Here is a 22,339-nt window from a genome sequence, read left to right as displayed (position 1 = left end):
AACAAATGAGTAACCCCGAAGTCGCCATTTTCATGCTGTGCCTGTTTATCGTGCTGGTGCTGCTAGGCTTTCCGATTGCATTCACCCTGATCGCCATGGGCGTGGGTTTTGGCTATTACGCCTATTATCAGGGCCCGCCCGAGGTCTTCTCGGACATCTTCAACAACAACATCTTCTATCTGCTGAACCAGAACACCTATTCGGTGATGGAAAACGACACGCTGGTCGCCATCCCGCTGTTCTTGTTCATGGGCTATGTGGTGGAACGGGCCAATATCGTGGACCGGCTGTTTTTCTCGCTTTACATGGCGGCGCGAAACCTGCCCGGATCATTGGCAATTGCGGCGTTGTTGACCTGTGCGGTGTTTTCGACTGCATCGGGCATTGTGGGCGCGGTCGTGACGCTGATGGGCCTTCTGGCGTATCCTGCCATGGCCAATGCGGGCTATAACAAGTCATTCGCATCCGGTGTGATCTGCGCGGGCGGGACGCTGGGTATTTTGATTCCGCCGTCGATCATGCTGATCGTCTATGCCGCGATCGGCAACCTGTCGCCTTTGCGTCTCTACGCCGCGGCGGTGTTCCCCGGTCTGCTGCTGGCCAGCTTGTATATCGTCTATGTGATTGTCCGCGTCTGGATGAACCCGGGGCTGGCGCCCAAGCCGAACCTGAAGGATATTCCGCCAACGGCACAGATCTACAAGGATTTGCTGGTATCCTTTGTGCCGCTGACCGTGCTGATCGCCCTCGTGCTCGGTTCGATCCTTGGTGGTCTTGCGACCCCGGCAGAAGCCGCTGCAATGGGCGCGCTGGGCGGGATCGTGCTGGCCCTTATCTACCGGTCAATGTCGTGGCAAAAGATGAAGGAGAGCGTGTTCCTGACGGCCAAGGCGACGGCAATGGTGTGCTGGTTGTTCGTTGGCTCATGGACCTTTGCATCGGTCTTTTCCTATCTGGGCGGCGAACACCTGATCTCGGAATGGGTGATCGGGATGGATCTGGAACCGTGGCAGTTCCTTGTCATGGCGCAGTTGATCATCTTTGTCCTGGGCTGGCCTCTGGAATGGTCGGAAATCCTGATCATCTTTGTGCCGATCTTCCTGCCACTGCTGGACGTGTTTGGCGTGAACCCCTACTTCTTTGCCATGCTGGTCGCGCTGAACCTGCAAACGTCCTTCCTGACCCCGCCGATGGCGATGTCGGCCTACTACCTCAAGGGCGTATTGAAAAAGCAGATCGAGCTTGTCGAGATCTTCAAAGGGATCATTCCTTACCTTGGGATCGTGATTTTCACGATGGTGATGATGTATCAGTTCCCTGGCATTGCGCTGTGGTTCCCAGACTATCTGTTCGGTGAATACATCCCGTGAAGCCTGCACCATACACCCTGACAGCGACTGAGGCGGCTGCGGCGATTGCAGCGGGTCGGCTCAGTTCGGTGGAATTGGTCAAGTCCTGTCTGGCCCGGATCGACGAAACCGATGGCGCGATCAAGGCTTGGGCGCATCTGGACCGCGACGCGGCATTGGCGCAGGCGGCCGAGTGTGACCGTATCCGCAAAAGCGGTTACGCGGTCGGTGCGCTGCACGGGGTGCCGGTGGGGTTGAAAGACATCATCGACACCGCCGATATGCCTACCCAGCGTGGCACGGCAATCTTTGCAGGCCGGCAGACGGAAACAGATGCGCGGTTGGTCGAACTGCTGCGCGACGCCGGTGCCGTGATCATGGGCAAGACCGTGACGACCGAACTGGCCTTTGTGCACGCCAACGAAACCCGCAATCCGCATCATCCCGAACACAGCCCGGGTGGATCATCCAGCGGGTCTGCGGCGGCGGTCGCGGCGAACCACGTGCCGCTGGCGATTGGCACCCAGACCAACGGGTCAGTCATCCGGCCCGCGTCGTTCTGCGGGGTTTTCGGGTTCAAACCGACCCGCGGTGTGATTTCGCGTGATGGATTGTTGCAGACCTCTGTATCCTTGGACCAGGTCGGTTGCTTTGGCCGGACGCTTGCCGATGTGGCGCTTCTGACTGATGCCATCGCTGGCTATGATCAGCGCGACCCGGTCAGTTTCGCGCGGCCCCGCCCCGTGATGGTGAAAGGCGCGGCAGAGGATGCGCCGGTAAAGCCTGATTTCGCCTGGTTCGATCTGCCCTTTAACGACAGGCTGAGCGAAGCCGCAGTTGACGGGCTGGATGCCGTGTTGGAAACGCTTGGGGACCAGTTGACCAGACTGCCCGTCGCCGATGCGCTGGCCAATCTGGTGGCCGTGCAGGCCCGCATCCATGAATTTGAGATTTGTCAGCATCAGGCGGATGTCTTTGATACACATTGGGACCAGATCAGCGACACGCTGAAACCTGTGATTACGCGTGGCCGTCAGATTAGCCGCGCCGAATACGAGGACGCGCTGGCGGTAAAACAGTCGGCTCAGGATTTTTTTGCCGACTTCTTTACCGAGTTCGATGCGATCATCGCCCCCGCCGCTGCGGGTGAGCCACCCCGTTTTGGCGAGGGCACGGGCGATCCGATTTTCTGCACGCTCTGGACCCTTGCGGGGCTTCCGTGCGTGACGCTGCCGATGCTCGTGGGGGAAACGGGCCTGCCGATCGGTGTGCAACTGATCGGCCCGATCGAGAAAGATAACCGCCTGTTGCGCACCGCGCGCTGGCTACAACTTCATCTGGCAGAATCTGCCTGAAACGAAAGGGAACATCATGTCCTATCCGGTTAAAGTCATTATGGGTCTGATCGGCACTGCGTTGTTGCTGACCTTTGTTGGCGGTCTTTCGCTGAGCATTTCATCCGGGTTTGCCGGTTTCGAAGGCGGTTTGCCTTTCATGATCATCGTGATCTTCGTGGGCCTCATGGCCGTCTATGATTTTTTCGATGAATGCGTGCGCCGCAAGAAATGACCAAGCCGCGCCTTTGGATCACCCGCCGCCTGTCGGATGCAACGCTGGAACGCGCCGCGCGCGATTATGATGTGGTCGTGAACTATGACGACACACCCGGCAGCGCCGCCGATCTGATCGCGGCCAGCCATGAATTTGACGCGATCATCCCCTGCCATTCTGAACATTTCACCGCAGAGGTGGTGGCACAGTTCGGGGAGCGGCTGAAAATCGTTGCGAACCATTCTGTCGGCGTGGATCATTGCGATCTGCCGGCTCTCAAGGCGCGTGGGATCGCGGTGACCAACACGCCGGATGTCCTGTCCGATGCAACGGCCGAGATTGCCATGCTGCTGATGCTGGGTGCGGCCCGCCATGCGGTTGCTGGCGACAGGATCGTGCGGACTGGCGCATGGGATAGCTGGTCACCCGCCTTTATGGTCGGCAAACAGGTGACGGGCGCGCGGCTGGGCATCATCGGGATGGGCCGCGTCGGACAGGCCTTTGCCGCCAAGGCGCGCGGGTTCGGGATGGACATCCACTATCACAACCGCCGCCAGGTGTCAGAGGCCGAGGCCCAGGGCGCACAGTTCCATGACACTGTGGAAAGCCTGCTGGGCGTTGCCGATTTCCTGTCGCTGCATTGCCCGGCCACGCCGGACACGGTAGACCTGATGAATTCTGAACGCTTTGCAATGTTGCCGCAGGGTGCGGTTGTCGTGAATACGGCCCGCGGTGCGCTGATCGACGAAGACGCGCTGATGGCGGCGATCGACAGTGGGCAGGTGATGGCGGCAGGCCTGGATTGTTTCAAGGTCGAACCGGGGGGAAATCCGGATTTTGCCGCTTATGACAATATCTTCATGCTGCCCCATATCGGCAGTGCGACGACCCGCACGCGTGATGCGATGGGGTTTCGCGCGCTGGACAATCTGGATGCGTTTTTCAAGGGCGAAACACCAGGCGACAAACTGTAATAGCTTGGGCAATTGCGACGCGGCGATGGCTGGATTATCAGGTCCCGGCAGTAAAGGGGACTGATCATGTATGATGGCAATCTGCTGGCACATGCCTTGCGCGCGGGGGCGTTGGGACGCAACGATGCGCCATTCGTTACTGACCGCACGACCGGGCAAGTGACGCCCTATCGGCAGCTTTGGCAACAGGCAGACCGGGTCGCAGGTGCCTTGATTGCGCTTGGCGTCGTGCCTGGTGACCGTGTCGCGGTGCAGGTGCCAAAATCTGTTTCCGCGATCCCGCTGTATATGGGCACCATCCTGTGCGGCGCGGTGCATTTGCCGCTGAACACCGGCTATACTGCGGCCGAGGTCGATTATTTCCTGACTGACGCCCGCCCGCGTGTCTTTGTCTGCGACCCGACCGAAAAATCCACGCTTGAACAGGTTGCTGCCAAGGCAGGGGTGGCCACGGTCCTGACGCTGGATGCCAAAGGCGCGGGCACGCTGGCCGATGCTGTGCAGCAGGCCGCGCCCATAGCGCAGGCCGTGCCGCGCGGGGCGGATGATCTGGCGGCGATCCTTTACACGTCGGGCACGACGGGCCGGTCCAAGGGCGCTATGCTGACCCATGAAAACCTTGCGTCGAACGCGCTGGTGTTGCGTGATTTGTGGCGGTTCACGGCGGATGATGTGCTGATCCACGCGCTGCCACTGTTTCACACACACGGGCTGTTCGTAGCGATCAATGTGACGCTGATGGCAGGCGGCGCGCTTTTGCTGCACCGCGCGTTTGACGCGCCCGCGGTGCTGGACGATTTCGCCCATGCCACCGCGCTGATGGGGGTGCCCACACTCTACACCCGCCTGCTGGATGAACCTGGGCTGAACTGCGACGTGGCGCGCAACATGCGGCTGTTCATTTCCGGATCGGCCCCGATGCTGACGGAAACCCACCACCGCTGGCACGACCGGACCGGGCATTGGGTGCTGGAACGCTACGGGATGACCGAAACCTCGATGAGCACGTCAAACCCCTATGACGGTGCGCGGAAACCCGGCACCGTGGGGTTGCCGCTGCCCGGTGTCGATCTGCGGGTGGTCGATGACGCGGGCGCGGCGGTGCCGGTGGGTGCAGTCGGCGGGGTCGAGGTGCGGGGGCCGAACCTGTTTGCGGGCTATTGGCGGATGCCCGACAAGACAGCCGAGGATATGCGCCCCGATGGCTGGTTCAAGACCGGTGACTTGGGACAGTTGGACGATGATGGCTACCTGACGATCGTTGGCCGGTCCAAGGACCTCATTATTTCAGGTGGCTACAACATATATCCCAAAGAAGTCGAAACGATGATCGACGCGCTGGATGGCGTGGTGGAAAGCGCGGCGTTTGGCGTGCCTGATCCCGATCTGGGCGAAGTGGTGGCCGTGGCCGTGGTGTTGGCCGCAGGTGCCAATCTGGATGCGGACGCAGTCAGGGCGGGTATCGCTGCTGATCTAGCGCGGTTCAAACTGCCGCGCCAAGTGCATATTCTGCCCGCCCTGCCGCGCAACACCATGGGCAAGGTGCAAAAGGCGCAATTACGCGCAAAGTTTGCGCAGGGCTAGTGTTCATGACCTGACGAGAGATTCCCGCGCCCCAAGCGACGCGGTGCAACAGGCAGCTGTGCGGGACGGAGTTGCCCTTGGCGCCGCTCAGTTCAATGGCCGCTTTCGCGGGGCTTTCCGACTTCCATCATCTGTCAATGAGGGCCGGTTCGGCTAACTTAGAACGACTTCGGGTGCAATGACCTGACTGATCAGGCCACCAGTGTTCACCGCACTATAAATGGATCTAGGCGGGCGGGCGGCTCCATCTACGCTGCGGCACACCCAGCTCCTTGCTTCCATTGATTTCAATGACTGAGACAGTGCTCGATCTGTAATCGTCGGCAGGTGTCGCTTGATACCCATGAAATGGCTTGGTTTGTGGAGCGACGTCAGAACCGGCAAAGTCCATGACCGGCGAAGCAAGGGCCAATCTTTCTCCGAAGAAACATCGTGAATTTTATCGGCGATGGCCGCGACCGTCTTCCCCAGCTTTGTGAGCCGGAATTCAGGGCGCAGCGGATGACCGTATCCGGGGTTTCGTTCAAGCAAGCCCAGTTCGATCAAATGATCCATGCTTTGCACGAAGGCTGTCCTGCTTGCGCCCGTCGCAGCCAAGAGTGGCGCTTGTCGTCCGGCGATACCTGAATGAAGGCACGATAATATGGGCATCGCCCAAGCCCTTGAGGTAATGTTGACAAACAGTACTATGTCCATAAAGTATAGTTAGTATATTTAAAATCGTAAGGAAAGCCCATGTCTCTCGTTTCCGTAGATCAGACCATCACCATCGCCATGTCGGTCGAAGATCGCCATGCAAGCGCGAAATGGTACGAAACAATGCTTGGGTTCGAGCTGCTTTATCATGCCGATGATGCGGGCTGGTCCGAGATACGGACGAACACGCCAGGTGTCGTCATCGGCCTTGGCGAGCACGCCAAGCCAGCACCCGGCAACTGCGTCCCGGTCTTTGGGATCGCTGAACTGGATTCAGCCCGGCAGAAACTGGAGCAGGCGAACGTGAAATTTGATGGGGAGACGGATGTCGTTGAGGGCATGGTCAAGACCGCGACTTTCTACGATCCCGACGGCAATGCGTTGATGCTTGCTCAGGACTTGACCGGAGGAATTGGGTAATATGTGAATTTTTCATGGATTCTGCGCCGTGTCCGCCTCTGGCGGGCACGGCTTCAACTGCTCCTGATGGCACTTCTTCGGGGCTGTATGTTCAGCCGCAATCGCCAGATCTGTCACCATAGCGGTCTTTTGAGGCCTTCGCAGCATTTGTCGGAATGGGCTCTAAGCCGTCATTCACAAGTGTTGCGTTGGGGCCGAACACCAGGCGTTTCGACCTTATCCTGAAAAAAATTCGCGGCCTCTCTCTGATGGCCGAACGCGATTTGTGATGTCAGATCACTCAGTTAAAATCGAAACGGCTTAGTGGCTCATCAATACGGGGATATTCGCGCGCATCGCGATGTCGCGCGTGACGCCGCCGAACAGACCTTCGCGCAGGGGGGAATGTTCATAGGCCCCCATGACCAGCAGATCGGCGCTGGTTTGCTGGCAGTGTTCCACCAGCGTATCCGCGATTGATCTCTTGTCGCGGGGCAGTTCTGTCAGCGTCACGTTCAGATCGTGGCGTTGCAGGATCAGGCCTGCGTCGATCCCCGGCAATGACCCCGAAAAGGGCGACCGCCCGACCGATACGATTTCGACTGGATCATCCTTTTCCAAAAGCCGGATCGCATCAGCCAGCGCGCGCGATGCCGCCCGCCCGCCATCCCACGCCACCACAGTTTTCTTGCCAAAGGTGGTCTTTTTATATGTGGCGGGGAAGATGACCACCGGACGCCCGCTGTCGAACGTAATGCGGTCGGGGTAAATCTCGATGTGGGATTGGCCATATTCGGTTGCGGCCTCGTGCATACCAAGGATTGTCAGGTCATAAAGCCGCGCATAAGCCGCCACTGTGCGGTGGACAGGCCCGCCGCTGTCGATCCAGTGCCGCTTTTCATGCGGGACACTGGCGCAGATCTGATCGAATTTCGCGCGCAGCTCTGCGTGCGAGTCATCCTCGACCTGCATGATCGCATCCTGCACCTTTTGCGGCATCCAGGGTTTGATCTGATGCGACAGTTTCGACCCGCCATGTGCGAACAGCCCGGTCAGATGGGTGTCGTAATGCTGCTGGATCGCGACGGCACCGTGCAGTGCCGCCTCTGATCCGGGCAGGCCATTATAGGCGACGAGGATGTTCTTGATGGCCATGATATGCCCCTTCAGCCGCTATAAAGCCCTGCGGTGCGGCCCCGCAGTTTGATTAACGCCAATACCGTGTCGATGGTGGGGGTGGGCGTGTCCGTAACCCGGCCCAGTTCCTGCACTGACCCGACCAGCGCGTCGATTTCCATCGGTCGGCCTGCATCCAGATCCTGCAACATCGATGTGCGATGCGCGCCCACGGCCGCGCCGCCGTCGATCCTGCGTTCCACGTCGATCGGGAATTTGACGCCCAGCTTTTCCGCAATCTCTTGTGCCTCGACCATCATGCCGCGTGCCACGGCCCGCGTGCCGGGATCGGTGCACAGCACGTCCAGCGTTGCATGGGTCAGCGCGCTGATCGGGTTGAACGACAGGTTCCCCCAAAGTTTCACCCAAATCTCGTCGCGCAGGCGGGGCCGCACGGGGGCCTTCAACCCCGCCGACGACAACGCCTTTGACAGGGCCATCGCGCGTTCCGATTTGCTGCCGTCAGGTTCCCCCAGCGAAAAGCGGTTGCCTTCGATATGCTTGATCACGCCGGGTGCGATGACCTCTGCTGCGGGATAAACCACGCAACCCAGCACCCGGTCGGGGCCGAACCCGTCCCATTGCGCATTGCCGGGGTCCACGGATTCAAGCCGCGTGTCTTCCAGATCGGTGCCGATCTTGTGGAAATACCACCACGGCACGCCGTTTACGCCGCTGACGATGGTCGTGTCATCGCCGATCAGCGGTTGCATCTTGTCCACCACCGGTGGGACCGAATGCGCCTTGAGGGTGACAATCACGTAATCCTGCGGTCCCAGATCAGCCGGATTATCGCTGGCTGTGACGGGCACGGTGACGGGTTCGCCGCCTTCCTCGATCAGGGTCAGGCCCTTGTCCTTCATCGCGGCCAGATGCGGCCCACGCGCCACAAGGCTGACATCCGCCCCGGCCTGTGCCAGTTTCACGCCCATATAGCCGCCGATGGCGCCCGCGCCAAAAATACAGATTTTCATGTGCTTCAGGCCTTTTCCACCAGGCCCAGCTTTTCAGCCAGCCCGATCCGCTGCATCTTGCCGGTGGCCCCCTTGGGGATTTCATCCATGATGATCACCTTACGCGGCACCTTGAAATCGGCCATATGTTCGGCGGCAAAGGCGCGAATGTCCTTTTCAGTCGCAGTGGCCCCTTCCTTGAGCACGATGGCTGCGGCGACGTCTTCACCCAGTTTGGGGTGGGGCAGGGCAAAGGTGACGACCTGCGCCACATCGGGGTGATCCAGCAGGACGCCGTCCACCTCCAGCGGGCTGATCTTTTCGCCGCCGCGGTTGATGATTTCTTTCAACCGGCCGGTCAGGTGCAGATAGCCTTCGTCATCAAAGGCACCCTGATCGCCGGTGCGGAACCAGCGTTTGCCATCCGCCTCGAAAAAGTTCTTTGCGTTGGCCTCGGGGTTGCCTTCGTAACCGGGCGTGACGTTAGGGCCGGAAATTACGACTTCGCCTGTGCCCTGGACCAGTTTATTTTCGGTTTCATGCGCGATGCGCATTTCGGGGCCGGCAGGAATGCCAACCGCACCCGGTTTCTGCGTGCCGGATGCCAGCGGGTTGCACGCCATCTGGTGCGCGGCTTCGGTCATGCCGTATGCTTCGACCACAGGTGCGCCAAAGGTTTCGTTCAACTGCACCATGACCTGCGCGGGCAGGGATGCAGACGACGACCGCAGAAACCGCAACGGGTTTTCGGCGATGATATCGGCGTTGCGCCCTGCGCGGGCCAGGATTGCCTGATGCATGGTCGGCACAGCGGTATACCATGTCGGCTGTGCCTCTTTCATCCAGGCAAAGAATTGCAGGGCATTGAACCCCGGCGCGCACCAGATCGATGCACCAGCGGCCAGCGATGCGGTGACGGCGGCGATCAGCCCGTGAATGTGGAACAACGGCATGACGTTCAGGCAGCGGTCGGCGGGTGTCAGTGCCAGCGACGCGCGGATGTGTTCGGCGGATGCGGCAACGTTCGATTGCAGCAGCGGCACGATCTTGGGCCGTGATGTGGTGCCCGATGTGTGCAGGATCAGGGCGACATCATCAGCGGCGGGCGGCGTGCTGTCGCCATTGCCGGCAGTGTCCGAGGACAGCGTGAAATAGCCGGCGGCCGCGCCTTGTGGCACCGATAGGCGGATGATGGCCATCCCTGCCCTGGTCGCGGCGGCGACGGCGGGGCCGTCATCATCTGCCATGACAACCAGCGCCTTGGCTTTCAGATCCGACAGGTAGAAATCATATTCTTCCTCGCGGTAGGCCGGGTTCAGCGGTGCCGTGGTGGCGACCTGCGCGATGGTGACAAACGCCGTCGCCATTTCCGGCCCGTTGGGCAACACGATCGCAACGCGGTCACCACGCCCGACACCCATGCTGTTCAGTGCGCTGCGCACATCATCCGTCAGGCCGCGCAGCCCGTCATATGTCAGCCATGGGCGATCCGGTGCGCCAATGGCGGGGGATGCGCCATCATGACCGGACAGAAGTGCGCTCATCGTTGTGTGCATGGGGTGGTCCTTCGTTCTTTGGAGTTATGCGGCAGGCCGTTCTGTAGTCGCTTTGCGGCGTGACAGACTGCGGGCGTGTTTGAGAAGCGGCAACAAAAAGAAAACCGCACTGATCGCGATGAACGTAGCAGACAGCGGACGTTCGATAAATGCCATCATGTCACCTTGTTCTGCAATCAGCGTCTGGCGGAAACTTTTCTCCATAAGGGGACCAAGCACAAGGGCCAGGACCAGCGGAGCCATTGGATAATCCGCCTTGCGCAGCAGATAGCCCACGACGCCAAAGCCCGCAATCAGCCAGACATCATGCATTTTCTGGCTTGGCGCATAGCCACCGACGATGCACAGCACCAGCACCATCGCGCACAGCACGGTGAACGGCATCCGCAGCGCCCAGACAAACACCGGGATCAGCGCGAGGTTGACCAGCACGGCAAACAGGTTGGCGGTATAAAGCGACGAAATCAGCCCCCAGACGAAATCGGGCTGTTCGATAAACAGCATCGGCCCGGGCACCAGCCCCCACATTACCATCCCTCCCAGCAGCAGCGCCGTGGTCGGTGATCCGGGGATGCCCAGCGTAAGCATCGGCAAAAGCGATCCGGTCGATGCGGCATTGTTGGCGGTTTCGGGCGCGGCGACCCCTTCGATGTTGCCCTTGCCGAAACTGTCGGGATCCTTGGACATCAGCTTGGACAGGCCATAAGCCATCAGCGCAGCGGGGGTCGCCCCGGCAGCCGGCAGCATGCCGACGAAAAACCCGATGAATGATCCAAAGCTCATGGTGCGCCACAGCTTGTTCATTTCCTTGATCCCCAGCCACAGCGACCCAAAGGTCAGCCGCGCGGGTGTCACTTGCGGGGCGGTTTTCGAGGTTTCGATCGTGTGCAAAATCTCGCCCACCCCATAAACGCCGATCGCCAGCACGAGAAAGCTCATCCCTGAATAGAACCCGGGCTGGTCGAAAAAGATCAGCCGCGGCTGGCCTGAAATCAGGTCAAGCCCGACGGTGGACAGGACCAGCCCCAGACAGATCATGATGATGGTTTTCAAAACGTCATCGCCGCCCAGCCCCACAAAGGTTGTAAAGGCCATCAAGACAAGTGCGAATTCCTCGGCCGGGCCAAAGGCCAGCGCCACATCGGCCAGCGGAGCCGCGAACAGGGTGAACAGGACGACAGATATAGTCCCGCCGACGAAAGACGCAACTGCGGCGGCAATCAGCGCCAGCCCCGCCTTGCCCTGCTGCGCCATGGGCCGCCCGTCAAAGGTGGTCGCCACGGCCGTAGATGCCCCCGGTATGCCCAGCAGGATCGAGCTGATCGCGCCGCCATACATTGCCCCGTAATAGATGGCCGCCAGCAGGATAATGGCGGACGACGGCGGCACGATAAAGGTCAGCGGCAGCACGATCGCCACCCCGTTGACCGACCCCAATCCCGGCATCGCCCCAATGAAAAGGCCCGCCGTCACACCGATGATCACGATCATCAGGTTGAGTGGTGACAATGACGTGGCAAAGCCGTCTGCCAGATGTGCAAACATTTCCATGATCTGTGCGCCTTAGAAGAAGATTGCGTAGAGAGGGGTGAAAGCCGGTTCTGTCAGGCCTTTCGGCAGCAGGATCTTGAGCGTAACCTCGAAGAAGAAGAACAGGAACAGTGGGGTCGCGATGGTGAGCGACGCCGTCAGCACCCACCCATGCTTGCCGAAAATCCTCAGATACCACAGCAGGAACAGCGGCAGCGCGATGTAGGCGCCGACCCAGGGGATCAGCCCGATGGTAACCACCAGCGCAATGACGACGCTGACCACGGACCGCAGGGTGTCGGGATCAAAGAAATCGCCGGAATAGTCGGTCTTGCCGCGCAGGGACCGGACCAGGATTGCCGCTGCGGTGGCCATCATGATGGCCGACAGCCAGAACGGAAATGCGCCGCCCCCCGGACCGCCCGTCATGCCATTCCAGCCAATGGGAAGAACCGTGGCGTGCCACATGAAATATGCAGACAGGACCATGATCCCCACTGCGATTAGTCGATCAGCCGTCACCATGGGTGTCGCCTCTTGAAAATTCCGGGTGTCGCAGAAGGGCGGCCCGACAGGGACCGCCCGGGTGTGTTTCGCAAGTGTCTGGGGTTCAGGAACCTTCGCCGATCGACGTGAGCAGGGCAGCATGCTTGCCCCGTTCTTCAATGAAATAGGCCTGAAGCGCGTCACCGGTCAGGAATTCGTTCATAAGCGCTTTTTCGTCAGTGTAGGTTTGCCATTCTTCGCTCTGGCTCAGCTGTTCGAACATGGCGGTGTAGTAAGCGACAGCTGCCGGATCCATGCCCTTTGGCGCAACAAAGGACCGTTGCATCCAATAGACGAGATCATGACCCAATTCGCCCATGGTCGGTGTGTCGGGGAAGGCGGAAATGCGCTCTGGTGTGAATGCAGCGATCGGGCGCAGACGGCCTGCCTGATAAAAGCCCAGAGCTTCGGATGGGTTGTTCACCGATGAATCGATGTGCCCGCCCACAAGGTTCTTTGCCACGTCGCCACCACCGCCGAAGGGGACGTAAGTGACGTTGATGCCGAATTCCTGTTCCAGCATCGCGGTGACAAGGCTGTCCTCTTGGCCTGTGCCTGTGCCGCCCATTTTCCATGTGCCACCCGCTGCTTTTACGGCCGCGACATAATCATCAAGTGTTTCGATGTCGCTGTCTGCGTTGACCCACAATACGAACGTATCAAGGGCCATCCGCGCGATGGGGGTGAACTGTTCGATATCAACGCCGATGTCTGTGCGCAGCGGTGTTGTGTAATAGCTGTTCAGTGTCGCCATGATGGTGTGGTTGTCACCTTCCTTATCCATCAGATAGCGCAGTGCCTCTGCACCCGATCCACCGCCCTTGTTGACGGGTAGAATCGGCATGGATGACAGGTTTTCCTTTTGAATGATTGACTGGAAAAGCCGCGCAAGGCGATCTGCGCCGCCGCCCTGTCCGGCCATGATGACCATTTCGACCGGTTTGATCGGGGCCCAGTCCTGTGCAAACGCCGGAGTCGTTGCAACCAGGCCCATGCTGGCGGTGGCTGCGATGGCAAGGCGCCGTGTGAAATTGTAAGTCATGTAAAGTCCTCCCATGGACGGAAAAGGGGAATTTCCGTTTATATTTTCAACCTGCGCGAAAGTGATGGCTGGTTTCGACCTGTTAACCTTACCTGCGCGAAATAAAATTTCACCAAAAATGCCGTCACAATGTTTATCGTTGCGCCGACAAAAGACAAATGTGTAATGTTGTAAATATGAGCAAGACACTTATCGGTCCCCAATTGCGCCAACTCAGACGGGCGTATAACCAGACGCAGGCTGAAATGGCCCGACAGCTGGGGGTCAGCGCGTCCTACATTAATCTGCTTGAAAACAACCAGCGCAGCCTGTCGGTCAAGGTGTTGATGGAACTGACCGATGCTTATGGCGTGGACTGGCGCAAGCTGGTCAATGACAACGAAGCAATTCTGCTGGCCGATCTGCGTGCCACGGTGCGCGATCCTATCTTTGCAGGCGCGGCACCCGATCTACAGGAATTGCGCGCTGCGTTGGACCACGCGCCGCAATTGGTCGAACAGTTTCTGAAGCTGCATCAAAGCCACCGCTTTTTGTTGGATACGTTGCACCATGTGGGTGACCCGGAGAGCCGGAGCGGTGTTCTCGCGGCTTCGCCTGAGTCGGTGATCCACGATTTTTTCCGCCAGAACGAGAATCACTTTGCTACCCTCGAGCGCGCGGCAGAGGCTGCACGCGATCGGCTGGGCGGTCGGCAGGATGATCTTTATGCGATGCTCAAGTCGCAGTTGCAGCGGGCGCACGGCATTGATGTGGATGTCGTCGCCATTGATGAAATGACCGATACGTTGCGCATCTTCGAGGCAGAAAACGGGCGGGTGATGTTGTCCGAGGCGCTGGATCCGATTAACCGGACGTTTCAGTTGGCACATGTCCTGGGCTTGGTCAGCTGTGCCACACAGATTGACGCATTGATCGCAACCGATGGCAGCCTGCCTGAAATCGCCCATGCCCGATGCCGGGTGGAACTGGCCAATTATTTCGCAGCTGCTGTCCTGATGCCCTATGGGCCATTCCTGAACCTGGCCGAGACGACAGACTATGACATCGACCGGCTGACTGCGACATTTACCGCAAGTTTTGAAATGGTGTGCCAGCGGCTGACGACGCTGCAACGCCGGGGCGCGCAAGGGGTGCCGTTCTTTTTTCTGCGGATCGACAGGGCGGGAAATGTAAGCAAGCGGTTCAATGCCACCCCTTTCACGCTTGCAGAACAGGGTGGGTCATGTCCGGTGTGGAATATTCACAGCGCGTTTGCCAGCCCTGGAACGATCGTGCCGCAACTGGTTGAATTGCCTGATGCGGGGCAGTTTTTCACGATCAGCCGCACAACCGACCGCCCCGCGATCAGCCGGCACACCCAAGACCGCAGGCTGGTGGTGGCACTTGGGTGTGAGCGCGCGCAATTACAGCGTGTCGGCTATGCGCGGCGGTTTCATATGGCCGAAAACGCAGATGTCGCTGAAATCGGGATCAACTGCCATATCTGTCCGCGTCAGGCTTGCGCACAGCGGGCCCATGAACCCCTGCATCGCAAACTGCCGATTGACGCAAACCGCCGCGGGTCCACACGCTATGAAAGCTGACGCTGTTCACGCACGCCGGCAAAGCGTTCCGACCATTCTGCGCGTTCCTCATCCGTGATTTTGCGAAACAGGTTTTCAGGCACAGCAAAGGCATGACCTGCGGGCAATGCGGTCAGCGCCGCAGCCACATCGACGGGCCAGCTGTTGTCATCGGTCTGCATCGCGGCGATCATCGTGCCGGATGCATCGGGGATAAAGGGCGCGGACAGCACCGCGTAGATGCGGATCAGGTTCAGCCCCAGACGCACCTGCATCGCCGCCGTTTCGGGATCGGTCTTGAAGGTGGTCCAGGGGGCACCGGCCTGCAAATACTCATTTCCCAGCACCCAGATTGCGCGCAATTCAGCGGCGGCCTTGCGCACTTCGATCGCGTCCATGTGGCGTTCATAGGCACGGATCCGCGTCGTCAGGTCGGTGATCAATTGTTCTTCGGCGGGGCCGGTGGCGCCGCCTGTCGGCACGGTTTCGCCAAATTTTGACCGGCAGAATTTCGTGATCCGGCTGACAAAGTTGCCCAGCACATCGGCCAGATCCTTGTTCACGTCCTGCTGGAACGCCTCCCACGTGAATTCCGCGTCGGATGTTTCGGGTGCGTGGCTTAGCAACCACCAGCGCCAGTAATCCGGCGGCAGGATTTCCAGCGCCTGATCCATGAATACCCCGCGCCCGCGTGAGGTGCTGAACTGCCCGCCGTCGTAGTTAAGATAGTTGAACGATTTGATGTAATCGACCAGCTTCCACGGCTCGCCTGTGCCCATGATCGTGGCCGGGAATGACAGCGTGTGAAACGGCACGTTATCCTTGCCCATGAACTGGGTGTAGCGCACGTCATCCGCGCCCTTGTCGGTGCGCCACCAGCGTTCCCAATCGGTGCCTTTGCCCGCGTCTTCCCATTCCTGTGCGCAGGCGATGTATTCGATGGGCGCATCGAACCAGACGTAAAACACCTTGCCTTCCATGCCGGGCCAGTCCTGATCGCCGCGTCTGACAGGAATCCCCCAGTCCAGGTCGCGGGTGATGCCCCGGTCCTGCAAACCATCGCCGTCGTTCAGCCATTTCTTGGCAATCGAGGTGGTCAGGATCGGCCAATCGGTCTTGCTGTCGATCCACGCGGCCAGTTCATCTTTCAGCCTGGACTGGCAAAGATACAGATGCTTGGTTTTGCGCACCTCAAGCTCGGTCGCGCCAGAGATTGTGGAATGCGGGTTGATCAGGTCGGTCGGGTCAAGCTGTTTGGTGCAGTTGTCACATTGGTCACCGCGTGCGGATTCAAAGCCGCAGTTCGGGCAGGTGCCTTCGATATAACGATCTGGCAGGAACCGGCCATCAGCGACAGAGTATACCTGTTCTTCGGTTACTTCGCGGATCAGCCCCTGATCGGCCAGACGGCCCGCAAAGGCTTGCGTCAGCTTGTGGTTCTGCAGGCTGGACGACCGCCCGAAGTGGTCAAACGACAACCGGAAACCATCGGCGATCCGCGCCTGCACGTCATGCATTTCGGCGCAGTATTCTGCGACGGGTTTGCCCGCCTTTGCCGCCGCCAGTTCCGCAGGCGTGCCGTGTTCGTCGGTGGCGCACAAGAACAGCACCTCTTGCCCGCGCTGGCGCAGATAGCGGGCATAAAGATCGGCGGGCAGTTGGCTCCCCACCAGATTGCCCAGGTGTTTGATCCCGTTGATATAGGGAATGGCGGATGTGATCAGGTGACGGGCCATGCGTGCTACTTCCTGTGACGTTTGCGCCTGACTAGCAAGGGACGCGACCAGATACCAGATGTTGCATCGCGGCGCTGGTCAACGGGGCACGGCATGATAAAGTCAGACGATATAACAAAGAGGCCGAGGAGCTTACAATGAAACGACTATCAATAATGCTGTCTGTGCTTGTGATCGGGTCATCCGCTGCGGCGCAGGATATTTACGGCGGGCTGACACTGGATCATGCCAAACCCCATTCAGGCGACAGCCAAACCGCAGCATCCTTTCTGGGCGGGGCCATGTTTGGCGGACCTGCGCTGAAATACGGGATCGAGGCAGAGTTGGGCCTGCCGCTGGCGGGGGATACCGATTATGACACCGCCCGGCTGCGCATCATGGGATCCTATGATTTTGGCGATTACACCGTGATCGCCGGTGCAGGTGTGGCGCAGTACGATACGCCACTGGGTGACGTCGATGGCGAAAGTTATTCGCTTGGTGTGCAGCGGGCCATCTCCGACCGTGTGACGCTGCGCGGTGAATTCATTCGCGATTTCATGGATGAAGGTGTGGCCGACACCACGATTACCCGGATCGGCGCAATCTATAATTTCTGATGATTGCCACGAAAGGCGGGCCGCAGAAAGCGCCCGATGAAGAAACCGGTGCGCGCGGCATGGACATCACCTGTACCTTGCCCGCGCGCATCCGGGCTTGTCACCCTGCGTTGCCGCGTTAAGGTCCGCGCAACATAAAATTCACAAGGCAGACTGATGCAAAAACTTCCCCTTGGTCGTAGCGATATCATGGTTTCCGAATGGTGTCTGGGCACGATGACCTTTGGCAACCAGACCCCCGAAAGCGACGCACACAGCCAGATCGACATGGCGCTGGATGCCGGGATCAATTTCATCGACACCGCAGAAATGTATCCGGTCAACCCGATCCGTGCGGAAACTGTGGGGCTTTCGGAACAGATCGTCGGCAACTGGCTGGCCCGCACGGGCCGCCGCGACGAGGTGGTGATCGCGACCAAGGTGTCGGGCGACAACCCCGGCTGGGTCCGCGAGGGGCGCGGCTATGACGGTGCGGTGATCCGCGAGGCGGTGGACCAGTCGCTGCAACGGTTGCAGACCGATGTGATCGACCTTTACCAGATGCACTGGCCCCTGCGCGGGTCTTATATGTTCCGGCAAAACTGGACATTTGATCCGTCGGGCCAGAACCGGCAGGACACGCTGGACCACATGCTGGACGTGCTGGGCGCGCTGGATGATTGCGTCAAGGCGGGCAAGATACGCGCCATCGGCATGTCCAACGAAAGCGCATGGGGCATGACCAAATGGGTTGATCAGGCCACCGCGGCGGGCCTGCCACGGATGGCGTCGGTGCAGAATGAATATTCGCTGCTGTGCCGGTTGTATGATACCGACATGGCCGAAATGGCCGTGAACGAGGACGTGACACTGTTGTCGTTTTCGCCGCTGGCCTGTGGTTTGCTGACGGGCAAATATCAAAATGGGGTCGTGCCCGACGGCAGCCGGATGGCGATCAACGGCAATCTGGGCGGGCGGATGAACGACCGGGTCTTGCCGGTCACACAGGTCTATCTGGATCTGGCTGCGCAAAATGGACTGGACCCTGTGCATATGGCGATGGCATGGCAGCGCACACGGCCCTTTCCGGTATCGGCGATTTTCGGGGCGACGACAAAGGACCAGCTGGCGCAAATCCTTGCTGGCCGTGATGTCGTGCTGGATGATGACGTCATTGCAGACATCGATCAGGCCAATCGCGCGCACCCGATGCCTTACTAGACGCAAGGTGCTCTTGTGTCGGGCAGACATTCCCGAAATGCTCTGTCACGTCAGACCTGCACCGAAGAAAAGGAAGCCCTGTGATGCCGCTTGCCATGAACCGCGAGGTTTTCATCACTTGCGCCGTCACCGGGTCGGGTGCCACGCAAGACCGCAGCCCGCATGTGCCGCGATCGCCCGCGCAAATAGCGCAAAGTGCGATCGATGCCGCCCACGCCGGTGCCGCCATAGTCCATTGCCATGTGCGCGACCCTGAAACAGGCGCGCCTTCGCGTGACCTGGCACTTTACCGCGAAGTCACCGACCGCATCCGCGCAGCAGAGATTGACGTGGTGCTGAACCTGACTGCGGGGATGGGGGGCGATATCGTTTTTGGCGGGACGGAAACGCCCCTGCCCCCGGTCGTCGGCACCGACATGATCGGCGCGACACAGCGGCTGGCGCATGTGGCAGACTGCCTGCCCGAGATTTGCACGCTGGACTGCGGCACCATGAATTTCGCCGAAGCAGACTATGTCATGACCAACACCCCCGGCATGCTGACGGCAATGGGCGGTATGATCACGCAGATGGGCGTAAAGCCCGAAATCGAGGCATTCGATACCGGCCATCTGTGGTATGCCAGACAACTGGTTGCCGATGGCGTGCTGGCACCCGATGCGTTGGTGCAGCTTTGTATGGGCGTGCCCTGGGGCGCGCCAGATGATCTGAACACTTTCATGGCGATGGTGAACAATGTGCCCGACACATGGACCTTTTCCGCCTTTGGCCTGGGCCGGTCGCAGATGCCCTATGTCGCCGCATCGGTGCTGGCAGGGGGCAACGTGCGCGTGGGGTTGGAAGATAACCTGATGTTGGATCGCGGCGTGCTGGCCACCAATGCGCAACTGGTCGAACGGGCCGTCACGATCATCGAGAACCTTGGCGCCCGTGTGATCGGCCCCGACCAGGTGCGCGCAAAGCTGGGTCTGACAAAACGCGCTCCGGTGGCGGCATGAGGGTGCTGGTCCTTGCCCTGCTGCTGGCGGGGTGCGGCACATTCGATGTTTACCGCGACACCGATGCGCCGATCGCGTCCAAGGCGGTTTTTGAGCCGGAACGCTATCTTGGCCTGTGGTATGAGGTTGCCCGCTTTCCGGTGTTCTTTGAACAGGGCTGTGTCGGGGTGACGGCGGAATACGGGCTGCGCGATGACGGGCTTTTGTCGGTGCTGAATATCTGCCGCAACGCGGACGGGTCTGAACGGTCGCGTATTGCAGGCACGGCGGAAATCGTGGGGCCGGGGCGGCTCAAGGTGCGGTTTCCCTCGGTGCCGTTCGGCGCGGCGGATTACTGGGTGTTGTGGACCGACGCGGATTATCGCACGGCGGTCGTCGGTGCGCCGAATGGCCGGGCTGGGTGGATATTGAACCGCACCCCCGATATCCGGCTCGACCGTCTGAACGCGGCGCGTGATGTTTTGAAATTCAACGGGTATGACGTAACCCGATTAATGGAGGTGCCACAGTGAAACGATTGATTTTGGGATGTGTGCTGGCTTTGGCCGCCTGCGAAGGTGCGCCGGTTGATGGCGGCGGCGGTTTCCGCGAATTCATGGTGATCGGCAACAGCATGACGTTCGAACAGTGCCGCGCCCGCGGCGGGCTGATTATCCGTGATGCCACCACGTCGATGGTGGCTTGCGATCCGACCGTGCGGCGTGAACCGGTGCCTGCGGATGAATTCAACCACCCCAGCGCACAGACCTGACCGCCATGGCGCAAACAGCGGCGATTATCGGCGGTGGAGTTATCGGCGGTGGCTGGGCGGCGCGGTTCCTGCTGATGGGGTGGGATGTGCAGGTCTTTGATCCGGACCCGGATGCGCGGCGCAAGATAGCCGAGATCGTCGGAAACGCACGACGGTCACTGCCCGGCCTGTCGGATGTGGCCGCGCCAGCCGAAGGCAAACTGACGTTTCACGCCACGATGTCCGCTGCCGTCAAAGGTGCCATCTGGATACAGGAAAGCGTTCCGGAACGGCGCGCGTTAAAACGCAAAGTCTATCAGTCGATGCAGGAATTCTGCGATCCGGATGCTGTCATCGCCTCTTCCACCAGCGGGTTCAAACCGTCAGAGTTGCAAGGCTGCGCCACGCGCCCCGGGCAGATCATCGTGGCCCACCCATTCAATCCCGTCTATCTCTTGCCGCTGGTTGAGCTGGTGCCAAGTGATGCCAACCCGCCCGAATTTGTGGACCGGGCTGCGCATATCTTGACCGACATCGGGATGCACCCGTTGCGTATCAGGGCCGAGATCGACGCGCATGTGGCTGACAGGCTGCTAGAGGCCGTCTGGCGCGAGGCGCTGTGGCTGATCAATGACGGCATCGCCACGACAGCCGAAATAGACGACGCGATCCGCTATGGCTTTGGCTTGCGCTGGGCGCAGATGGGCCTGTTCGAGACCTACCGCATTGCGGGGGGCGAGGCGGGAATGCGCCATTTCATTGAACAATTCGGCCCGTGCCTGCAATGGCCGTGGACCAGGCTGACCGATGTGCCGGACCTGACTGACACACTGATTGATCGCATCGCGGATCAGTCCGATGCGCAGTCAGGTGCGGTATCGATCCGCGACTTGGAACGCATCCGCGACGATAATCTGGTTACGATCCTGCGCGGGCTCAAGGCCCGCGACTGGGGCGCTGGTGCGCTGTTGAACGCGCATGACCGTCGGGTCGAAGGTGCGGTGACGTTGCCTGATGACCTGAGCCAACCCATCCCCACGATGGCCCGCGCGGTGCCGTTGGACTGGACCGACTATAACGGCCACATGACCGAGGCGCGTTATCTGCATGCCTTTGGCGAGGCGACGGACCGGATGATGCACCTGATCGGCTGCGATGCCGATTATATCGCGGCGGGCCGCAGTTTTTTCACCGCCGAAACCCATATCCGCCATCTGGCCGAGGCGCACGCCGGCACCGTCATTCGCATCGACACGCAGGTTCTGGCGGCGGCGGGCAAGAAAATGCATCTGTTCCACCGGATGTATGCTGATGACAGGTTGTTGGCGACGGGCGAACACCTGCTGATCCATGTCAGCCTTGAAACGCGCCGTGCCTGCGATCCTGAACCGGCGCTGGCTGCTGTGCTGGAACGGATTGCTGCCGCCCATGCCGGCCTGCCGTACGATGGCGCGGGCAAGGCTGTGGGTGTCAAGGGTTAAAGCGGGCTGCGGCCGCCCAAACGGGCCACCAGATGGGCCTCATCATCGTTGCGAAAGAAGGGGACACTGGCAGGCGGTCCGCCGCGTTTGACGTGCTGGGCCAGTTCGGCCAGCACCACTTGGGTAATGAATGGCAGGTCGAAATTGCGCGCCTGTGTCAGCGGAACCCATTGCAGATGTGCCAATTCGTCCTCGGCTCTGGTGAAATCGTCGGGGTCGGTTGCCAGATCGGCGGCATCCGCGAGAAAGAACCGGGCATCGAAACGGCGCGGACGGCCAACCGGCGTGACGGCACGGAAAAAGAATGTCAACGCGGCCGCGTTTGGCAAGTGGCCGCTGGCCGCGAAACCGCGCCAACCCTGCGGCGGGTCCGACCATTCACCCCGAACCCCTAAAACCTGTCCTGTTTCTTCCCACAGCTCGCGAATGGCGGCCGCCGCAAGTGCGTCTGGTGGCTGGTGGGTTTCCTCTGCCAGTCGCGACTGGCAGTCATCATTCAACAAACCGACAGGAACCCTTGCGTCGTTCGCATCAACAGCCCCACCGGGAAAGACAAACTTGCCGGGCATGAACGCAGCACCTGCGCCACGCTGGCCCATCAGAACCGCCGGATGGCGATCTGCATCGCGCAGCAAGATCAGTGTGGCCGCATCGCGCAACCGGGTCTTGTCCACCTT

22 protein-coding genes are annotated in these 22,339 nt (G+C 60.1%); 13 read left to right on the top strand and 9 right to left on the bottom strand.

Annotated elements, in window-relative coordinates; all coding sequences use genetic code 11:
* Positions 1-5: 5 nt before the first annotated feature.
* The 5 genes from ACTG4B_RS06105 (at position 6) to ACTG4B_RS06085 (ending at position 5,458) form a co-directional block, all read left to right on the top strand.
* Positions 6-1,370, top strand: coding sequence for a TRAP transporter large permease (locus ACTG4B_RS06105; RefSeq protein ID WP_439154805.1), 1,365 nt, complete (start codon positions 6-8; stop codon positions 1,368-1,370).
* Positions 1,367-2,704 carry an amidase gene (locus tag ACTG4B_RS06100; protein WP_439154804.1) on the top strand — a complete coding sequence of 446 codons (1,338 nt, stop codon included), beginning with the start codon at positions 1,367-1,369 and terminating at the stop codon, positions 2,702-2,704. Before ACTG4B_RS06105 ends, ACTG4B_RS06100 begins: the two co-directional genes overlap by 4 nt.
* A gap of 16 nt (positions 2,705-2,720) precedes the next feature.
* Positions 2,721-2,918 (top strand): hypothetical protein, encoded by a 198-nt coding sequence (locus ACTG4B_RS06095; protein WP_439154803.1) that lies wholly within the window; start codon positions 2,721-2,723, stop codon positions 2,916-2,918.
* A complete protein-coding gene (locus tag ACTG4B_RS06090) occupies positions 2,915-3,874 on the top strand; it encodes a 2-hydroxyacid dehydrogenase (RefSeq protein ID WP_439154802.1) in 960 nt (319 codons plus the stop codon). Before ACTG4B_RS06095 ends, ACTG4B_RS06090 begins: the two co-directional genes overlap by 4 nt.
* 66 nt (positions 3,875-3,940) lie before the next feature.
* Positions 3,941-5,458 (top strand): AMP-binding protein, encoded by a 1,518-nt coding sequence (locus ACTG4B_RS06085; protein ID WP_439154801.1) that lies wholly within the window; start codon positions 3,941-3,943, stop codon positions 5,456-5,458.
* A 153-nt stretch (positions 5,459-5,611) separates the two neighbouring features.
* On the opposite strand, the gene ACTG4B_RS06080 is transcribed toward ACTG4B_RS06085, so the two are convergent.
* A complete protein-coding gene (locus ACTG4B_RS06080; protein WP_439154800.1) occupies positions 5,612-6,154 on the bottom strand; it encodes a winged helix-turn-helix transcriptional regulator in 543 nt (180 codons plus the stop codon).
* 39 nt (positions 6,155-6,193) lie between these two features.
* On the opposite strand from ACTG4B_RS06080, the gene ACTG4B_RS06075 reads away from it, so the two are divergent.
* Positions 6,194-6,574 (top strand): VOC family protein, encoded by a 381-nt coding sequence (locus tag ACTG4B_RS06075; protein ID WP_439154799.1) that lies wholly within the window; start codon positions 6,194-6,196, stop codon positions 6,572-6,574.
* A gap of 300 nt (positions 6,575-6,874) precedes the next feature.
* On the opposite strand, the gene ACTG4B_RS06070 is transcribed toward ACTG4B_RS06075, so the two are convergent.
* The 6 genes from ACTG4B_RS06070 to ACTG4B_RS06045 all read right to left on the bottom strand — a co-directional run bounded on the left by ACTG4B_RS06070 (position 6,875) and on the right by ACTG4B_RS06045 (position 13,356).
* The gene (locus ACTG4B_RS06070) at positions 6,875-7,708 is read right to left on the bottom strand and encodes a universal stress protein (RefSeq protein WP_439154798.1); all 834 of its coding nucleotides are present in this window, start codon (positions 7,706-7,708) and stop codon (positions 6,875-6,877) included.
* Positions 7,709-7,719: 11 nt separating this feature from the next.
* The gene (locus tag ACTG4B_RS06065) at positions 7,720-8,703 is read right to left on the bottom strand and encodes a 2-dehydropantoate 2-reductase (protein ID WP_439154797.1); all 984 of its coding nucleotides are present in this window, start codon (positions 8,701-8,703) and stop codon (positions 7,720-7,722) included.
* Positions 8,704-8,708: 5 nt separating this feature from the next.
* A complete protein-coding gene (locus ACTG4B_RS06060; protein WP_439154796.1) occupies positions 8,709-10,238 on the bottom strand; it encodes an acyl--CoA ligase in 1,530 nt (509 codons plus the stop codon).
* Between the two features lie 24 nt (positions 10,239-10,262).
* A complete protein-coding gene (locus tag ACTG4B_RS06055; RefSeq protein ID WP_439154795.1) occupies positions 10,263-11,789 on the bottom strand; it encodes a tripartite tricarboxylate transporter permease in 1,527 nt (508 codons plus the stop codon).
* 12 nt (positions 11,790-11,801) lie between these two features.
* A complete protein-coding gene (locus ACTG4B_RS06050) occupies positions 11,802-12,293 on the bottom strand; it encodes a tripartite tricarboxylate transporter TctB family protein (protein WP_439154794.1) in 492 nt (163 codons plus the stop codon).
* An 85-nt stretch (positions 12,294-12,378) separates the two neighbouring features.
* Complete coding sequence (locus tag ACTG4B_RS06045; RefSeq protein WP_439154793.1) at positions 12,379-13,356, bottom strand: Bug family tripartite tricarboxylate transporter substrate binding protein; 978 nt, start codon at positions 13,354-13,356, stop codon at positions 12,379-12,381.
* A gap of 176 nt (positions 13,357-13,532) precedes the next feature.
* On the opposite strand from ACTG4B_RS06045, the gene ACTG4B_RS06040 reads away from it, so the two are divergent.
* Complete coding sequence (locus ACTG4B_RS06040; RefSeq protein ID WP_439154792.1) at positions 13,533-14,939, top strand: helix-turn-helix domain-containing protein; 1,407 nt, start codon at positions 13,533-13,535, stop codon at positions 14,937-14,939.
* Here the strand turns inward: ACTG4B_RS06040 and metG are convergent.
* The gene (gene metG / locus ACTG4B_RS06035) at positions 14,927-16,654 is read right to left on the bottom strand and encodes a methionine--tRNA ligase (RefSeq protein WP_439154791.1); all 1,728 of its coding nucleotides are present in this window, start codon (positions 16,652-16,654) and stop codon (positions 14,927-14,929) included. The genes ACTG4B_RS06040 and metG overlap by 13 nt on opposite strands.
* Positions 16,655-16,791: 137 nt before the next feature.
* Between metG and ACTG4B_RS06030 the strand changes: the two genes are divergently transcribed.
* The 6 genes from ACTG4B_RS06030 to ACTG4B_RS06005 all read left to right on the top strand — a co-directional run bounded on the left by ACTG4B_RS06030 (position 16,792) and on the right by ACTG4B_RS06005 (position 21,662).
* A complete protein-coding gene (locus ACTG4B_RS06030) occupies positions 16,792-17,253 on the top strand; it encodes a hypothetical protein (RefSeq protein ID WP_439154790.1) in 462 nt (153 codons plus the stop codon).
* A 156-nt stretch (positions 17,254-17,409) separates the two neighbouring features.
* Complete coding sequence (locus ACTG4B_RS06025) at positions 17,410-18,453, top strand: aldo/keto reductase (protein WP_439154789.1); 1,044 nt, start codon at positions 17,410-17,412, stop codon at positions 18,451-18,453.
* Between the two features lie 83 nt (positions 18,454-18,536).
* Positions 18,537-19,451 carry a 3-keto-5-aminohexanoate cleavage protein gene (locus tag ACTG4B_RS06020; protein WP_439154788.1) on the top strand — a complete coding sequence of 305 codons (915 nt, stop codon included), beginning with the start codon at positions 18,537-18,539 and terminating at the stop codon, positions 19,449-19,451.
* Entirely contained in the window at positions 19,448-19,963 is a 516-nt protein-coding gene (locus tag ACTG4B_RS06015) for a lipocalin family protein (RefSeq protein ID WP_439154787.1), read from the top strand. The genes ACTG4B_RS06020 and ACTG4B_RS06015 overlap by 4 nt, the downstream gene beginning before the upstream one ends.
* Complete coding sequence (locus ACTG4B_RS06010; protein ID WP_439154786.1) at positions 19,960-20,202, top strand: hypothetical protein; 243 nt, start codon at positions 19,960-19,962, stop codon at positions 20,200-20,202. Before ACTG4B_RS06015 ends, ACTG4B_RS06010 begins: the two co-directional genes overlap by 4 nt.
* Before the next feature lie 5 nt (positions 20,203-20,207).
* A complete protein-coding gene (locus ACTG4B_RS06005) occupies positions 20,208-21,662 on the top strand; it encodes a carnitine 3-dehydrogenase (RefSeq protein WP_439154785.1) in 1,455 nt (484 codons plus the stop codon).
* On the opposite strand, the gene ACTG4B_RS06000 is transcribed toward ACTG4B_RS06005, so the two are convergent.
* The gene (locus tag ACTG4B_RS06000) at positions 21,659-22,336 is read right to left on the bottom strand and encodes an NUDIX hydrolase (protein ID WP_439154784.1); all 678 of its coding nucleotides are present in this window, start codon (positions 22,334-22,336) and stop codon (positions 21,659-21,661) included. The genes ACTG4B_RS06005 and ACTG4B_RS06000 overlap by 4 nt on opposite strands.
* Positions 22,337-22,339 lie beyond the last annotated feature (3 nt).

It is taken from the genome of Yoonia sp. (assembly GCF_965660735.1).
In the GTDB taxonomy this organism is placed as follows: domain Bacteria; phylum Pseudomonadota; class Alphaproteobacteria; order Rhodobacterales; family Rhodobacteraceae; genus Yoonia.
Note: the sequence above shows the minus strand (reverse complement) of the source record. Positions and strands in the feature narration are given on the sequence as shown.

Excerpts from the sequence above, each read along its gene's own strand:
- ACTG4B_RS06105 (WP_439154805.1), top strand. The coding sequence starts at position 6 with ATGAGTAACCCCGAAGTCGCCATTTTCATGCTGTGCCTGTTTATCGTG.
- ACTG4B_RS06095 (WP_439154803.1), top strand. The coding sequence starts at position 2,721 with ATGTCCTATCCGGTTAAAGTCATTATGGGTCTGATCGGCACTGCGTTG.
- ACTG4B_RS06090 (WP_439154802.1), top strand. The coding sequence starts at position 2,915 with ATGACCAAGCCGCGCCTTTGGATCACCCGCCGCCTGTCGGATGCAACG.
- ACTG4B_RS06085 (WP_439154801.1), top strand. The coding sequence starts at position 3,941 with ATGTATGATGGCAATCTGCTGGCACATGCCTTGCGCGCGGGGGCGTTG.
- ACTG4B_RS06080 (WP_439154800.1), bottom strand. The coding sequence starts at position 6,154 with ATGGACATAGTACTGTTTGTCAACATTACCTCAAGGGCTTGGGCGATG.
- ACTG4B_RS06075 (WP_439154799.1), top strand. The coding sequence starts at position 6,194 with ATGTCTCTCGTTTCCGTAGATCAGACCATCACCATCGCCATGTCGGTC.
- ACTG4B_RS06070 (WP_439154798.1), bottom strand. The coding sequence starts at position 7,708 with ATGGCCATCAAGAACATCCTCGTCGCCTATAATGGCCTGCCCGGATCA.
- ACTG4B_RS06065 (WP_439154797.1), bottom strand. The coding sequence starts at position 8,703 with ATGAAAATCTGTATTTTTGGCGCGGGCGCCATCGGCGGCTATATGGGC.
- ACTG4B_RS06060 (WP_439154796.1), bottom strand. The coding sequence starts at position 10,238 with ATGCACACAACGATGAGCGCACTTCTGTCCGGTCATGATGGCGCATCC.
- ACTG4B_RS06055 (WP_439154795.1), bottom strand. The coding sequence starts at position 11,789 with ATGGAAATGTTTGCACATCTGGCAGACGGCTTTGCCACGTCATTGTCA.
- ACTG4B_RS06050 (WP_439154794.1), bottom strand. The coding sequence starts at position 12,293 with ATGGTGACGGCTGATCGACTAATCGCAGTGGGGATCATGGTCCTGTCT.
- ACTG4B_RS06045 (WP_439154793.1), bottom strand. The coding sequence starts at position 13,356 with ATGACTTACAATTTCACACGGCGCCTTGCCATCGCAGCCACCGCCAGC.
- ACTG4B_RS06040 (WP_439154792.1), top strand. The coding sequence starts at position 13,533 with ATGAGCAAGACACTTATCGGTCCCCAATTGCGCCAACTCAGACGGGCG.
- metG (WP_439154791.1), bottom strand. The coding sequence starts at position 16,654 with ATGGCCCGTCACCTGATCACATCCGCCATTCCCTATATCAACGGGATC.
- ACTG4B_RS06030 (WP_439154790.1), top strand. The coding sequence starts at position 16,792 with ATGAAACGACTATCAATAATGCTGTCTGTGCTTGTGATCGGGTCATCC.
- ACTG4B_RS06025 (WP_439154789.1), top strand. The coding sequence starts at position 17,410 with ATGCAAAAACTTCCCCTTGGTCGTAGCGATATCATGGTTTCCGAATGG.
- ACTG4B_RS06020 (WP_439154788.1), top strand. The coding sequence starts at position 18,537 with ATGCCGCTTGCCATGAACCGCGAGGTTTTCATCACTTGCGCCGTCACC.
- ACTG4B_RS06015 (WP_439154787.1), top strand. The coding sequence starts at position 19,448 with ATGAGGGTGCTGGTCCTTGCCCTGCTGCTGGCGGGGTGCGGCACATTC.
- ACTG4B_RS06005 (WP_439154785.1), top strand. The coding sequence starts at position 20,208 with ATGGCGCAAACAGCGGCGATTATCGGCGGTGGAGTTATCGGCGGTGGC.